This is a genomic window from Paraburkholderia solitsugae (genome assembly GCF_013177695.1).
Taxonomy (GTDB): domain Bacteria; phylum Pseudomonadota; class Gammaproteobacteria; order Burkholderiales; family Burkholderiaceae; genus Paraburkholderia; species Paraburkholderia solitsugae.
Genome location: NZ_WOEY01000115.1, coordinates 105,971 through 119,260 on the forward strand (window position 1 = coordinate 105,971; position 13,290 = coordinate 119,260).

General features: G+C 62.7%; 12 protein-coding genes. 9 read left to right on the top strand and 3 right to left on the bottom strand.

What is annotated here, in order from left to right:
- Positions 1 to 48: 48 nt before the first annotated feature.
- The 3 genes from GNZ12_RS29200 to GNZ12_RS29210 all read left to right on the top strand — a co-directional run bounded on the left by GNZ12_RS29200 (position 49) and on the right by GNZ12_RS29210 (position 2,129).
- Positions 49 to 630, top strand: coding sequence for a peptidylprolyl isomerase (locus GNZ12_RS29200; protein WP_172315623.1), 582 nt, complete (start codon positions 49 to 51; stop codon positions 628 to 630).
- A gap of 159 nt (positions 631 to 789) precedes the next feature.
- Complete coding sequence (locus GNZ12_RS29205; RefSeq protein ID WP_054041841.1) at positions 790 to 1,284, top strand: peptidylprolyl isomerase; 495 nt, start codon at positions 790 to 792, stop codon at positions 1,282 to 1,284.
- Between the two features lie 47 nt (positions 1,285 to 1,331).
- Entirely contained in the window at positions 1,332 to 2,129 is a 798-nt protein-coding gene (locus GNZ12_RS29210) for a UDP-2,3-diacylglucosamine diphosphatase (RefSeq protein ID WP_172315624.1), read from the top strand.
- A gap of 4 nt (positions 2,130 to 2,133) precedes the next feature.
- Here GNZ12_RS29210 and cysE read toward each other — a convergent pair whose 3' ends face one another.
- Both cysE and GNZ12_RS29220 read right to left on the bottom strand, forming a co-directional pair.
- Positions 2,134 to 2,976, bottom strand: a complete 843-nt coding sequence (cysE, locus tag GNZ12_RS29215; protein ID WP_172315625.1) for a serine O-acetyltransferase — start codon at positions 2,974 to 2,976, stop codon at positions 2,134 to 2,136.
- A 178-nt stretch (positions 2,977 to 3,154) separates the two neighbouring features.
- On the bottom strand, positions 3,155 to 3,991 hold the full coding sequence (locus GNZ12_RS29220; RefSeq protein ID WP_172315626.1) for an RNA methyltransferase: 837 nt from the start codon (positions 3,989 to 3,991) through the stop codon (positions 3,155 to 3,157).
- Positions 3,992 to 4,355: 364 nt separating this feature from the next.
- Between GNZ12_RS29220 and GNZ12_RS29225 the strand changes: the two genes are divergently transcribed.
- The 4 genes from GNZ12_RS29225 to GNZ12_RS29240 all read left to right on the top strand — a co-directional run bounded on the left by GNZ12_RS29225 (position 4,356) and on the right by GNZ12_RS29240 (position 10,884).
- Positions 4,356 to 5,159, top strand: coding sequence for an inositol monophosphatase family protein (locus tag GNZ12_RS29225; RefSeq protein ID WP_172315627.1), 804 nt, complete (start codon positions 4,356 to 4,358; stop codon positions 5,157 to 5,159).
- Between the two features lie 235 nt (positions 5,160 to 5,394).
- The gene (gene lplT / locus GNZ12_RS29230) at positions 5,395 to 6,693 is read left to right on the top strand and encodes a lysophospholipid transporter LplT (RefSeq protein WP_172315628.1); all 1,299 of its coding nucleotides are present in this window, start codon (positions 5,395 to 5,397) and stop codon (positions 6,691 to 6,693) included.
- Between the two features lie 146 nt (positions 6,694 to 6,839).
- Positions 6,840 to 9,527 carry a DNA mismatch repair protein MutS gene (gene mutS / locus GNZ12_RS29235; RefSeq protein WP_172315629.1) on the top strand — a complete coding sequence of 896 codons (2,688 nt, stop codon included), beginning with the start codon at positions 6,840 to 6,842 and terminating at the stop codon, positions 9,525 to 9,527.
- Positions 9,514 to 10,884: a hypothetical protein gene (locus GNZ12_RS29240; protein WP_172315630.1), complete on the top strand. Its 1,371-nt coding sequence runs from the start codon at positions 9,514 to 9,516 to the stop codon at positions 10,882 to 10,884. Before mutS ends, GNZ12_RS29240 begins: the two co-directional genes overlap by 14 nt.
- Here the strand turns inward: GNZ12_RS29240 and GNZ12_RS29245 are convergent.
- Positions 10,864 to 11,406 carry an FKBP-type peptidyl-prolyl cis-trans isomerase gene (locus GNZ12_RS29245; RefSeq protein ID WP_172315631.1) on the bottom strand — a complete coding sequence of 181 codons (543 nt, stop codon included), beginning with the start codon at positions 11,404 to 11,406 and terminating at the stop codon, positions 10,864 to 10,866. The genes GNZ12_RS29240 and GNZ12_RS29245 overlap by 21 nt on opposite strands.
- 32 nt (positions 11,407 to 11,438) lie before the next feature.
- On the opposite strand from GNZ12_RS29245, the gene GNZ12_RS29250 reads away from it, so the two are divergent.
- Positions 11,439 to 12,689: a cupin domain-containing protein gene (locus GNZ12_RS29250; protein ID WP_172315632.1), complete on the top strand. Its 1,251-nt coding sequence runs from the start codon at positions 11,439 to 11,441 to the stop codon at positions 12,687 to 12,689.
- 231 nt (positions 12,690 to 12,920) lie between these two features.
- Positions 12,921 to 13,187 carry a hypothetical protein gene (locus tag GNZ12_RS29255; protein ID WP_172315633.1) on the top strand — a complete coding sequence of 89 codons (267 nt, stop codon included), beginning with the start codon at positions 12,921 to 12,923 and terminating at the stop codon, positions 13,185 to 13,187.
- Positions 13,188 to 13,290: the final 103 nt, after the last annotated feature.

Genomic DNA, 13,290 nt, shown 5'->3' on the forward strand with positions numbered 1-13,290 from the left:
ACCGTCACCGTTTTCGGCAACACGTTTTTTCCAACCCTGAGGATCTTCATGAAATGGTTGATGTTGGCGCTCGGCAGCGCCGCCCTGATCGCAAACGCCCCCGCCTTTGCCCAGTCCGGTTCGCAGGCCGCGCATCCGTCCGTCCTCTTCAAGACCACGGAAGGCGACATCCGCGTCGAGTTGTATCCTGAGAAGGCGCCGAAAACCGTCGCCAATTTCCTCGACTACGTGAAGTCAGGCCAGTACAGCGGCACGATTTTCCATCGCGTGATTCGCGGCTTCATGATTCAGGGTGGCGGTTATACGCAAAGCTTCGCTGAGAAGCCCACACGCGCGCCGATTCCGCTCGAAAGCCGTAGCGGTCTGAAGAACACCGCCGGCACGCTCGCCATGGCGCGCACCAGCGATCCGGATTCGGCCACCGCGCAGTTCTTCATCAACACGGTGGACAACGCCGGCCTCGACTATCCGAATCCGGACGGCAACGGCTACGCGGTGTTCGGCAAGGTCACGAGCGGCATGGACGTCGTGAAGAAGATCGAGGGCACGCCTACCACCACGCGTGGCCCGATGAGCGACGTGCCGCAAAAGCCGATCGTGATTGAGTCGGCTACGGTCGTCGGCAAGTAACAGAAGACAAAGCAGCACTGAAACAGCACGAACAGCACTTGGCACCCTGCACAGGAAGTCAGCGCTCAATCCATGCACCCGGCGCGGCCCGCCGTCATCGCACCTCACATGACGGCCGGCCGTGTCTTTTACCCACCCTGTTCATCAAAGGATTCCATCATGGTTGAACTGCATACAAACCACGGCGTCATCAAACTCGAACTGGACGCTGAAAAGGCGCCGAAGTCGGTTGAGAACTTCCTCAACTACGTGAAGGCCGGTCACTACGACAACACGGTGTTCCACCGCGTGATCGACGGCTTCATGATCCAGGGCGGCGGTTTCGAACCCGGCATGAAGCAGAAGCCGACGGCTGAGCCGATCACCAACGAAGCGAACAACGGCCTGAAGAACGTCAACGGCTCGATCGCGATGGCTCGCACGAACGACCCGCATTCGGCGACCGCGCAATTCTTCATCAACGTGAACGACAACGACTTCCTGAACCACTCGTCGCCGACGCCGCAGGGCTGGGGCTACGCCGTGTTCGGCAAGGTGGTCGACGGCATGGACATTGTCGAGAAGATCAAGAAGGTCAAGACGGGTTCGAAGGGCTTCCATCAGGACGTGCCGGCCGACGACGTCGTGATCGAAAAAGCAGTGATCGTCGACTAAGCGTCCGATAAGTGCCAACCCGTTTGAACTGAAATCAGGCACCTTCAATGCTGCAAGAAACGCCGCTGCGAAGCGTCGCCGCGGGCGTGCCTGGCGAGGGCAAACGCCCGCACGCCGCACGCCCGTTTTTTCTCCTCTCCGATATTCATCTGAGCGAGGCGATTCCGCACACGGTCGCCGCGTTCGAGCACTTCATTCGCGTCACGGCTGAGCAGGCGGATTCGGTTTTCATTCTCGGCGACCTGTTCGAGTACTGGATCGGCGACGACATGCTCGCCGAGCCGTTCGTCGCGCGCATGGCGGCGTTGCTGCATACGCTGTCGGAACGCGGCATCGCGCTCTACATCATGCACGGCAATCGCGACTTTCTACTCGGCAAGCGTTTCATGAAAGCGGCCGGCGCGATCTGGCTACCCGATCCGTTTGTGATCACCGCATTCGGAACGCGTATCGCGCTCGCGCACGGTGATGGCCTCTGCACCTCGGATCGCGGCTATCAATTATTCCGGCGCTTTGCGCGCAGCCGTTTCGCGCAGATGCTGTTTCTCGCGTGGCCGTTTCGCTGGCGTCAGGCACTGGCGGAAAACATGCGGTCGAAAAGCGAGCTAGGCCGCTCGCGTCCGATTTTGGCGAAGTATGACGTGACGCCGAAGGCCGTCGCGGCGTTATTCAAGTCGTCGAAAACGGCCACGATGATCCATGGGCACACGCATCGGCCGGCGCGGCATCGTGAGCTGGCCGGCACGCGCTGGGTTTTGCCGGATTGGGATCTCGACCACGGCGAGCGCCGTGGCGGTTATCTGCGGATCGATGCGGAAGGGATTCGGGCGTTGCCGCTGGATTGATCGCTTAGCGCTCCACCGCCGCCCCATCCACCTTGCCGGCGATCGCAGCCGATAGGCGCCGCAAATCGAGCAATGCCGCGTCGGCGCCTTGCAGCCCTTCCAGACTGGTTCCCAGCCGCTCCAGCGCGTCGACGATCTCATCGATGCGCTTCGACTGCGAGGCGGCGTGATCGATCAGGCCGTGAATTGCCAGCGACACCGGATCGTCCGCATTCGGCGTGATGCCGTAGGCGCAGAATGCGCTCCTTTCCTGCACAGTCTTCGACTCACGCGACGCGCCATTTGCCGAGACGCTCGCCGAACCCGCCGCCGCAGCAGCCACGGCAGCCGCCGCCGGGACGATGATGCGCGCCGGATTGCCCACCGCCGTGCCGCGTGCCGGCACCGGCTTCGTGACGACTGCATTCGAGCCGATCTTCGCATCCGCACCGATGGTAAAGCCGCCCAGCACCTTCGCCCCCGCCCCGACGATCACGCCGCGTTCAAGCGTGGGATGCCGTTTCGCCCCCCGCGTGAGCGACGTGCCGCCGAGCGTCACGCCCTGGTAGATCGTGCAGTCGTCGCCGATTTGCGCCGTCTCGCCAATCACGACGCCCATGCCGTGATCGATGAACACGCGGCGGCCCAGCGTCGCGCCTGGATGAATTTCGATGCCGGTCATGAAACGCGCCATCTGCGAGATGAAACGCGCGAGCCAGCGGCGTTTAGCCTGCCAGCATGCGTGCGCGAGCCGGTGCAGCACGAGTGCGTGCAGACCCGGGTAACACGTGAGGACTTCCCAGGCGCTGCGGGCGGCGGGATCGCGCTCGCGGATCGTGGCAATGTCTTCGCGAAGTCTCGTGAACATGGCAGGAACTGTGTCGTGGGGGAAAAGACCGCATGCGCGAAACACCACGCATGGCGAATGCTTGCCGCATAGCAGATCGGCAGCTTTGCTTAGAACGTTTCGAGCAATTGTAGGGCGATTGCGCGAAACCTGCCGGAAGCCCACGCTGCCGGCAAGGTCGTCGATGGGGGCGCTGCCCTTAAGAAGCGTCGTCGCCCGGCGCTTTGGTCTTCAGCAGAATATGCTTGGCGATGCCGCGCACGATATTCACTTCTTCGCGCTCCAGACCGGAACGCGCGAACAGGCGCCGCAAGCGCGACATCAGCTTCTTGGGATTGGCCGGATCGAGAAACTCGAGCGCGACCAGCGCACTTTCCAGATGCGTGTACATGCTTTCGATCTCGTCGCTCGCCGCCCGCGCGCCGACCGGCTCGCCCTGCCCCGCGGACACCTGAGCCGCGGCAGGCATCGCGGGCGTTGCCTCGCCATCAGACAAATAGGCCGTGCGCAATTCATACGCCAACACCTGCACGGCCTGCGCAAGATTAAGCGAACTGTAGGCCGGATTGGCCGGAATATGCGCGAGCGCGCTACAACGCTCGACGTCCTCATTCGACAAACCTGTGCGCTCGTTGCCGAACACCAACGCGATCTCGCCACGCACCGCCTGCTCACGCGCGGCACCGGCCGCGGCACGCGGCGTCCATTGCGGCGGCCCGTATTCACGCAGCCGCGCGGTCAGCGCGATCGACCAATGCACGCCGCTCAACGCATCGGCAAGCGTCGACACGACGTGTGCGGATGCCAGCACGTCGTCAGCGCCGCTCGCCATGGCGATGGCTTCCGGATCGCTTTGCACGTGCGGCACGCGTGGCGACACCAGCACGAGGCGCGAGAAACCCATAGTTTTCAGCGCGCGCGCCGCGGCACCGACGTTGCCGGGATGGCTGGGCTCGACGAGCACGAAGCGCGTCGACGTAAAACCGCCGCGCAGGTCCGCCACGGCGGGATCGGAAGAATGGTGCGTGTGGTCCACGATGGAATTCTGCAAGGTAAAGAATGCGTATGGTAGCGCCAACCCCGCGTCGGCTCCGAATTGCGCGTAACGGCCGCACAAAATGCCCGCCAATCGGCCGTCTTGCCGCGTGGCGGGCAGCAATCGCTGCCGTGGCGCCGGGACTCAGGTAAAATACCGATATTCGCGCCCGGTTTTCGCCTACGAAAAGTCCAGCGCCTCGTTCTTATTCAATTCGTCTCCGTCGGCGGAATGCGCACCCGGTCGCTTATCGGACGTGCGTTCCGTGTTGTTTCCGCGCCCCTTGATGGTGCTCAATCAGCGCTCATCCCGCGCTCATTTACCGGTCAGCAGCCGTGCTGCCCCGGCACAAGGATCCAGTCTCATGCATCCCATGCTCAATATCGCTGTCAAGGCCGCGCGCCGTGCAGCTCAGCTCATCAATCGCGCGTCGCTCGACCTCGATCTCCTCCAGGTCAGCAAGAAACAGCACAACGATTTCGTCACGGAGGTCGATAAAGCGTCTGAAGCGGCGATCATCGATACGCTCAAGACCGCCTACCCCGATCACGCCATCCTCGCCGAAGAATCGGGCAAGTCGGACAACGAGTCCGAATTCCAATGGATCATCGATCCGCTCGACGGCACCACCAATTTCATCCACGGCTTCCCGTATTACTGCGTGTCGATCGCGCTCGCCCACAAGGGTATCGTGACGCAGTCGGTGGTCTATGATCCGACCCGCAATGACCTGTTCACCGCCTCGCGCGGCCGCGGCGCGTTCCTGAACGACCGCCGCATCCGCGTCGCCAAGCGCGACCGCCTGGCCGACGGCCTGATCGGCACGGGCTTCCCGTTCCGCGAAAAGGACGGCCTCGAAGCGTACGGCCGCCAGTTCGCTGAAATGACTGAAGCCTGCGCCGGCCTGCGCCGTCCGGGCGCCGCCGCGCTCGATCTGGCCAACGTCGCTGCCGGCCGCATGGACGGCTTCTTCGAGCAAGGTCTGAATCCGTGGGACGTCGCCGCTGGCAGCCTGCTGATCACGGAAGCCGGTGGTCTGGTCGGCAATTACACGGGCGACTCGGACTTCCTGCACGTCGGCGAAATCGTCGCGGGCAATCCGAAGGTCTATGCGCAGATGATCCCGATCCTGTCGCGCTATAGCCGCACGCGCCAGCAATCGGCTTAAGGATCTCAGATCCCCGGCCTGGAGCCTGAGCCCGTTATCCGGCCGGCTCTGCGCCGGCATCAGCATCACGTAAAGCGGCTTCGGCCGCTTTTTCGTTGGCGCGCCTGCAACCCGCAGGCGTTCGTGCTACAAAGCGGGAGGCCGCGCCGGCACGCTCGATCGTCGGTTGCGTTTCGCGCGTTCTTCGCAGCGCCCTGCTTCGCGCCAGAGTTGCGCGCAGCTTCCGATCCGCTTCATGAAAAAAGGCTTCTACACAATCATCGCGGCGCAGTTCATTTCGTCGCTCGCGGACAATGCACTGCTGATCGCCGCCATCGCCGTGCTATCGGTGATCCGTTCGGCCGCCTGGGTCACGCCGCTGCTGCAGATGTTCTTCACCCTCTCCTACGTGTTGCTCGCCCCCTTCGTCGGCGCGTTCGCCGACGCGATGCAAAAGCGGCACGTCATGTTCGTCTCCAATGCGCTCAAGGCGAGCGGCTGCCTGATGATGATCGCCGGTGTTCATCCGATGATCGCGTACGGCGTGGTCGGCTTTGGCGCGGCCGCGTATTCGCCGGCCAAGTACGGCATTCTCACCGAACTCCTGCCCGCGGAAAAACTCGTCAAGGCGAACGCCTGGCTCGAATCGGCCACCGTCCTGTCGACCATTGTCGGCACGATGGTCGGCGGCGCGCTGATCAGCACCCTCGCCGACAAATTCGTCGCGCATGCGCATTTGCCGCTGATCCGCTCCTCCGCCGATCTGGCCATGTTCGCGGTGATGGTCACCTATGCCGTCGCGGCGGGGATCAACATCTTCATTCCCGACACCGGCGCGCGTTATCCGAATCGTTTGACTGAGCCGAAAAAACTGGTCGGCGACTTCTATCACTGCTTCAACGTGCTGTGGGCCGACAAGCTCGCGCAGATCGCGCTGTGGGTCACGACGCTGATGTGGGGCGGTGCGGTCACGCTGCAATTGCTGGTGCTCAAATGGGCGAACGTGAACCTTGGCTTGTCGCTGTCGAAGGCCGCCGTGATGCAAGGCGTCACGGGTCTCGGCATCGCCGTCGGCGCGGCTGCCGCGGCCGCGCTGATTCCGTTGCGCAAGTCGCTGCGCGTACTGCCGATCGGCATCCTCACCGGCGCGGTGGCGATCGCCGTGGCGTTCTACAACAAGGACTTGTTTCCAGCGGGCGCCGGCATTCGTATCGGCTCGTATGTCCTGCCGATCTATATCCTGCTCGCCTATCCGCTGATGATCCTGCTCGGCGCGCTGTCCGGCTTTTTTATCGTGCCGATGAACGCGATACTCCAGCATCGCGGCGCGACGCTCCTCTCCGCGGGGCATTCAATCGCCGTGCAGAATTTCAACCAGAATCTGGCCGTTCTGCTGATGCTTGGCGCCTACGCGATACTGCTCACCGCAAAGATGCCGGCGCAATGGATCATCGTCGTGTTCGGCAGTTTCATCACATTCATGATGTGGCTCGCCAAACGGCGCAGTGCTGTGAATGAGCGCACGGTGGATATGCGGGCATTGGTGGAAGAATGACGGCATGGCGAGCGTCGCCCGGCTGGCACGAGAATTTGCATTGCGCTCTGAAATGCTTTGCGGATTGGCCGTTCGGCCAGGGTCCGCTCGCCGCGCCGGCAGGTTAAACTCACGCCCTGAACAGCTAACGCAAGAAGACACCGAGGATGGGTATTCAAACCGCAGCGGCCAATGACGTCGCACAACACACGCCCATGATGCAGCAGTACCTTCGCATCAAGGCGGATCATCCGGGCACGCTGGTGTTCTACCGGATGGGCGACTTTTACGAGCTCTTTTTCGAAGATGCGGAAAAGGCCGCCCGTCTGCTCGATTTAACATTGACGCAGCGCGGCGCATCGGCCGGCAATCCGATCAAGATGGCGGGTGTGCCGCATCACGCGGTGGAACAGTATCTGGCCAAGCTGGTGAAGCTCGGCGAATCCGTCGCGATTTGCGAACAGATCGGCGATCCGGCTACATCGAAAGGACCCGTCGAGCGCAAAGTCGTGCGCGTGGTCACGCCGGGCACGCTGACGGACGCGGCACTTCTGTCCGACAAGAGCGACGTCTATCTGATGGCGCTGTGCGTCGCGCATAACCGCCGCGGCGTCGCAACGGGCGTCGGGCTCGCGTGGCTGAATCTGGCGAGCGGCGCATTGCGCCTCGCCGAAGTTGCGCCCGACCAGGTAGCCGCCGCGCTCGAACGGATTCGTCCCGCAGAAATTCTGGTAGCCGATACTTCCGCCGAGTCCGCGAGCTGGACGCCGCCCGTCAACGCGGGCGCCCTCACCCGCGTACCGGTCTGGCACTTCGATATCGCCTCGGGCACGCAGCGTCTGTGCGATCAACTGGAAGTGGCCGGCCTCGACGGCTTCGGCGCGCATTCGCTGACGGCGGCATGCGGCGCGGCGGGTGCACTGCTGCTGTATGCGGCGGCCACGCAAGGCCAGCAATTGCGTCACGTGCGCAGCCTGAAGGTCGAGTACGAGTCCGAATATATCGGGCTCGACCCCGCTACGCGCCGCAATCTTGAACTCACGGAAACGCTGCGCGGCACCGAATCGCCCACGCTGTGCTCGCTGCTCGACACCTGTTGCACGACGATGGGCAGCCGTCTGTTACGTCACTGGCTGCATCATCCCCCGCGCGAAGCCGCTGTGGCACAAGCACGTCAGCAGGCCATCGGCGCATTGCTCGACGCGCCGCCGGCAGCAAGCGTTGACACGCTGCGCGGCGCGTTGCGGCAGATCTCCGACATCGAGCGGATTACCGGGCGTCTCGCGCTGCTGTCGGCGCGGCCTCGCGATCTGTCGAGCCTGCGCGATACGTTCATCGCCTTGCCCGAGTTGCGCGCGCAACTCGCAGCCGTTTCGTCCAATGCGGATTCGCTGGCGCGTATCGACGCGTCGCTCGAACCGCCGCAAGCGTGCGTCGAACTGCTCAAGCGCGCGGTCGCACAGGAGCCATCCGCGATGGTGCGCGACGGCGGCGTGATCGCGCGCGGCTACGACGCGGAACTCGATGAGTTGCGAGATATTTCGGAGAACTGCGGGCAGTTTCTGATCGACCTCGAAACGCGCGAACGGGCACGCACCGGCATCGGCAATCTGCGCGTCGAGTACAACAAGGTGCACGGCTTCTATATCGAAGTCACGCGCGGCCAGACTGACAAGGTACCGGACGATTACCGCCGCCGTCAGACGCTGAAAAACGCCGAGCGTTACATCACGCCGGAACTGAAAACGTTCGAAGACAAGGCGCTGTCCGCACAGGAACGCGCGCTGGCCCGCGAGCGCTCGCTTTACGACGCGCTGCTGCAAGCGCTGCTGCCTTTTATCCCGGACTGCCAGCGGGTCGCCGCGGCGCTCGCCGAACTCGATCTGCTGGCGGCCTTCGCCGAACGCGCCCGCGCACTCGATTGGGTCGCGCCGACGTTTTCGCCCGATACCGGCATCGAAATCGAACAGGGCCGGCATCCGGTCGTCGAGGCGCAGGTCGAGCAATTCATCGCTAACGATTGCACGCTCACGCCCGAGCGCAAACTGCTGCTGATTACTGGCCCGAACATGGGCGGTAAGTCGACCTTCATGCGGCAGACCGCGCTGATCGCGTTGCTGGCGTATGTCGGCAGCTATGTGCCGGCACGGCGCGCGGCATTCGGTCCGATCGACCGCATCTTCACGCGAATTGGCGCAGCGGACGATCTGGCCGGCGGCCGTTCGACCTTCATGGTGGAGATGACGGAAGCGGCGGCGATCCTGAACGACGCGACACCGCAAAGTCTCGTGCTGATGGACGAGATCGGGCGCGGCACGTCGACCTTCGACGGCCTCGCGCTGGCCTGGGCCATCGCGCGGCATCTGCTCTCCCATAACGGTTGTCATACGCTGTTCGCCACGCACTACTTCGAATTGACGCAGTTGCCCGCCGAGTTTCCCCATGCGGCCAATGTGCACCTCTCGGCGGTCGAGCATGGGCACGGCATCGTGTTCCTGCATGCGGTCAGTGAAGGCCCGGCGAATCAGAGCTACGGTTTGCAGGTCGCGCAACTGGCCGGTGTGCCGAACGCAGTGATTCGCGCAGCCCGCAAGCATCTCGCGCATCTCGAACAGCAATCGGCGGCGCAACCCGCACCGCAGCTCGATCTGTTCGCGGCCCCCATGCCCATGCTGGTCGAAGACGCCGACGACGACCGCGACACCAGGTCTGACTCAGCGGCGGTGTCGCCGGCCATGCAGGCACTCGTCGAACGTCTGCGCGCCATCGATCCGAACGATCTGCGGCCGCGCGAAGCGCTCGATCTGCTGTACGAACTGCACGAGCTGGCCGCCGCGCCGGATGCAGACCATTGACGCACACAGGCGCTCGCCGCGCCCGCGCAAACGTTGCGCGGCGCTGACCCTCGCCCGCACGCTCACGGGCGGCCTCGTGCCGCTGGTGGCGCTCGTGGCGTTCGCCCCTCTCGCGCACGCCGAAGCGCCGCGCTATGCCTTCGCGGTCATCGCCAACACGATGCAAAGCCCCGCCGACGAAGCGCCCACGCAACGGTTGATCGAGGCGATCAGCCGCGAGCGCGAAGTATCGTTCATCGTCTACGACGGGAATCTGAAGGGCGCGAAAGAAGCGTGCCGCGATGCGTTATACGAACGGCGCCACGCGCTGCTCGAAACGTCGCGACCCGCTCTCTTCTTCATTCCAGGCCAGCACGACTGGACCGATTGCGGCACGGCTGAGGCCGGCGGCTTCGACCCGGTCGAGCGGCTCGATCAGCTACGCCAGACCCTGTTCACCGACTCCACGTCGATGGGTCAGAACCCGATCGCATTGACGCGCGAGAGTGAAGTGTCGCGCTTTCGTCCGTTTCGGGAGAACGTGCGCTGGCAAGTCGGCGATACCGTGTTTATCGGTCTGAACGCGCCGAGTCCGAACAATCACTACCTGACCGCGGGCGGCCGCAACGGTGAGTTCGAAGATCGCGTGATCGCCAATGCATTCTGGCTCGAGCACGCTGCCGAATACGCGAAACGCCGCGACGCGCGCGCGATTGTCGTGTTCATTCAGGGCGACCCTGATCCAGAGCGTTACGAACGGCCCGACCGTTTTGCGTGGCTGCGCTTTGCTCGCAATACGCGCCGCGACGGTTTTCTGGAATTCAAACGCAGCCTCGTCAAACTCGCGCAGATTTTTCGCGGACCCGTGCTGGTGATTCATTGCGACGATGAACGCACGAGCGCCGGCTTCGCGATCGATCAGCCGCTACGCAATGACAAGGGGATGCTGGTGACGAATCTCACGCGTGTCGCGCTTGCGCCGCATGATCGTCTTAACCAGTGGATTCAGATTGACGCGGATCTCGGCAAGAAACCGCCGTTCCGCGTGAGTGTGCGCGATGTGCCGAGGCAAATGCCGATGCCCACGGCGCCGCCTGTGCAGCCGCGCGAAGAGCCGGCAGCTTCGATGCCGGCCGTGCCTGCGTTAGGCCCGGCCTCCGAGTTGCCGCCGTTGTTGCCGACGCCCGGGCAGCCACAACCGCTTCAGCAGCAGCCCGACCAGCCGCAATACAAACCGGCGGACGACGGCAACGGCGAGTATGGACCCGCCATGTCCGCCCCGCCCGCTTCGGCCGCCCCGCCTGTTTTGCCGCGTGCACCGGGTCCGTCCTCAGGTGCGCCCGGCACGCCCGCAAGCTCAGTGCAGCGTGGGCCCTGACTTTTCGTCTTCGGCTTCGTCGTCATCGTCGTCGAGGACTTCGAGGCCATCGGCGCCATGCGCGTGTTCGTGCTGGATTTCGTCTTCGGTAGCCGGGCGCACGTCCTTGACCGTCAACGCGAAACGCAGCGCCATGCCGGCGAGCGGATGGTTGCCGTCGAGCACGACTTTGTCTTCTGCCACGTCGGTCACCACGTAGACGAGCGAATCGAGATCGTCATCGCCTTCTTCCGGCGTGCCCTCGAATTGCATGCCGACTTCGAGCGGTTCCGGGAAGCGATCGCGCGGCTCGATCTTCACGAGATCGGGGTCGTACTCGCCGAACGCGTCTTGCGGCTCGAGCTGGATCTGAGTCTCGAAGCCGGCCTCGTGGCCGTCGAGCTCTTCCTCGATCTTGGGGAACGTGCCATCATAGCCGCCGTGCAGATAGACCATCGGCTCGTCGCTTTCTTCAATCAGATTGCCCTGCGCATCCGATAGCTTATAAGCGACCGACACGACGGTGTTCTTTGCGATTTTCATTCGATTCTCCAGAATACAACTCACATTATACGATGCCCAAGCGGCCCACTGACCACCCGGCCGATGCAGGTTCGGCACGGAATTCTTCATCGGCTTCAAAGCCGGCGCTCCCAATTCTCCCGCCCTCGCCCGACACGCCCACGCCGTTGCTCGGCAATCTGACACCGTCGCAATTCATGCGCCGGTACTGGCAGAAAAAGCCGCTATTGATCCGCCAGGCGATCCCGAACGTGGAGGCGCCGCTGTCGCGCGACGCGTTTTTCGAGCTGGCCGATCAGGACGAAGTCGAAGCGCGTCTGATCACGCACTTTCGCAACAAATGGCAACTGGAGCACGGCCCGTTCGCGCCAGATGAACTGCCGTCGCTCAAGCAGCGTGCCTGGACGCTGCTCGTGCAAGGCGTGGATCTTTACGACGATCGCGCGCGTGCCTTGCTCGACCGCTTCCGCTTCGTGCCGGACGCGCGTCTGGACGATCTGATGATTTCGTATGCAAGCGATGGCGGCGGCGTCGGCCCCCACTTCGATTCCTACGATGTGTTTCTTTTGCAAGTAAAAGGTAAGCGCCGGTGGCGGATCAGTGCGCAGAAAGATCTGACGCTCCAACCGGGTTTGCCGTTGAAAGTTTTACAGCATTTCGAGCCGGAAGAGGAATGGCTGCTTGAGCCGGGTGACATGTTGTACCTGCCACCGCATATCGCCCATGACGGTATCGCCGAAGGCGAATGCATGACCTGCTCGATCGGCTTTCGCGCCCCGTCCGCCGGCGAGTTGACCGCGCAGTTCCTCTATCATCTGGCCGAACGCGGCGAGTCGGCCGCGCGGCCCGATGCGCTTTATCGCGACCCGCAACAACCCGCCGTCGAGCGCCCGGCAGAACTGCCCGCAGCCTTGATCGAACGCGTTGGCGCGATCCTTGCGGGAGTCAAATGGAGTGAGCAGGACATTGCGTCGTTCCTTGGCACGTACCTCAGCGAACCGAAGCCGAGCGTCGTCTTTGATCCGCCGCAACGGCCGCTTAATGCAGCTCGTTTCATCAGTCAGGCATCGAAGTCCGGTATTCGGCTCGACCGCAAGACTAATTTGTTGTACAACCGCCGTTTTTTCTTCGTAAATGGAGAGGAAACGCCGTTTGAGAGCGCGAAAAAGTGGTTGTTTGACCTCGCTGACCACCGGTGTATGAGTGCGAAACGCTTTGTAACACTCTCGCACGATTCGGCGGTGACAGCACTGCTGCACGAGTGGTATTGTGCGGGCTGGATACAAGTGGGCGAGCTTGCGTAACTCTGCCCGCCTGTTATACCGTACTGTGAAATTTTGTATGAGAAAGACAACGTATTGACCCCGGATTTATGGATTGTCAGTACGAAAGTGCATATAATTTCCGCCCAAGCCGTAGGGAAGATTCTAGCTCGTCAAAAGAGCGTCTCCACCAGCGGCCCAGGTCGGTGTTGGAGCACATTACCGGTATTATTTTGCGCTGTTGCTTACCTTTAACCATAAAAGGACGTGATCATGAAGAAATCCCTCCTCGTAGCATCCCTGTTGGCAGCTGTGGCACTGGCTGCATGCAACAAGAGCAGCGATCAGGCAGCTACGACCGCAGCTAGCGACGCAACGGCTGCTGCTTCGTCAGCAACTGCTGCCGCTTCGGACGTTTCGGCTGCTGCTTCGGGTGCGGCTGCTGCTGCGAGCGACGCTGCTGCTTCGGCTACGGCCGCTGCTTCGGATGCAACGGCTGCCGCTTCGGTTGCTGCTCCGGCTTCGGGCGCAAGCCAGTAAGCTGTCGCATAGGGTTCGCCTCTGGGCGAAAACTGCCTCGGGAAATCACCTCGATTTCCCGAGACAGTAAAGCAAAACGCCACGGATTCACATCCGTGGCGTT

Bases quoted from the DNA above. Each gene is read 5' to 3' on its own strand.
- GNZ12_RS29200 (WP_172315623.1), top strand. From the start codon at position 49: ATGAAATGGTTGATGTTGGCGCTCGGCAGCGCCGCCCTGATCGCAAAC.
- GNZ12_RS29205 (WP_054041841.1), top strand. From the start codon at position 790: ATGGTTGAACTGCATACAAACCACGGCGTCATCAAACTCGAACTGGAC.
- GNZ12_RS29210 (WP_172315624.1), top strand. From the start codon at position 1,332: ATGCTGCAAGAAACGCCGCTGCGAAGCGTCGCCGCGGGCGTGCCTGGC.
- cysE (WP_172315625.1), bottom strand. From the start codon at position 2,976: ATGTTCACGAGACTTCGCGAAGACATTGCCACGATCCGCGAGCGCGAT.
- GNZ12_RS29225 (WP_172315627.1), top strand. From the start codon at position 4,356: ATGCATCCCATGCTCAATATCGCTGTCAAGGCCGCGCGCCGTGCAGCT.
- lplT (WP_172315628.1), top strand. From the start codon at position 5,395: ATGAAAAAAGGCTTCTACACAATCATCGCGGCGCAGTTCATTTCGTCG.
- mutS (WP_172315629.1), top strand. From the start codon at position 6,840: ATGGGTATTCAAACCGCAGCGGCCAATGACGTCGCACAACACACGCCC.
- GNZ12_RS29240 (WP_172315630.1), top strand. From the start codon at position 9,514: ATGCAGACCATTGACGCACACAGGCGCTCGCCGCGCCCGCGCAAACGT.
- GNZ12_RS29245 (WP_172315631.1), bottom strand. From the start codon at position 11,406: ATGAAAATCGCAAAGAACACCGTCGTGTCGGTCGCTTATAAGCTATCG.
- GNZ12_RS29250 (WP_172315632.1), top strand. From the start codon at position 11,439: ATGCCCAAGCGGCCCACTGACCACCCGGCCGATGCAGGTTCGGCACGG.
- GNZ12_RS29255 (WP_172315633.1), top strand. From the start codon at position 12,921: ATGAAGAAATCCCTCCTCGTAGCATCCCTGTTGGCAGCTGTGGCACTG.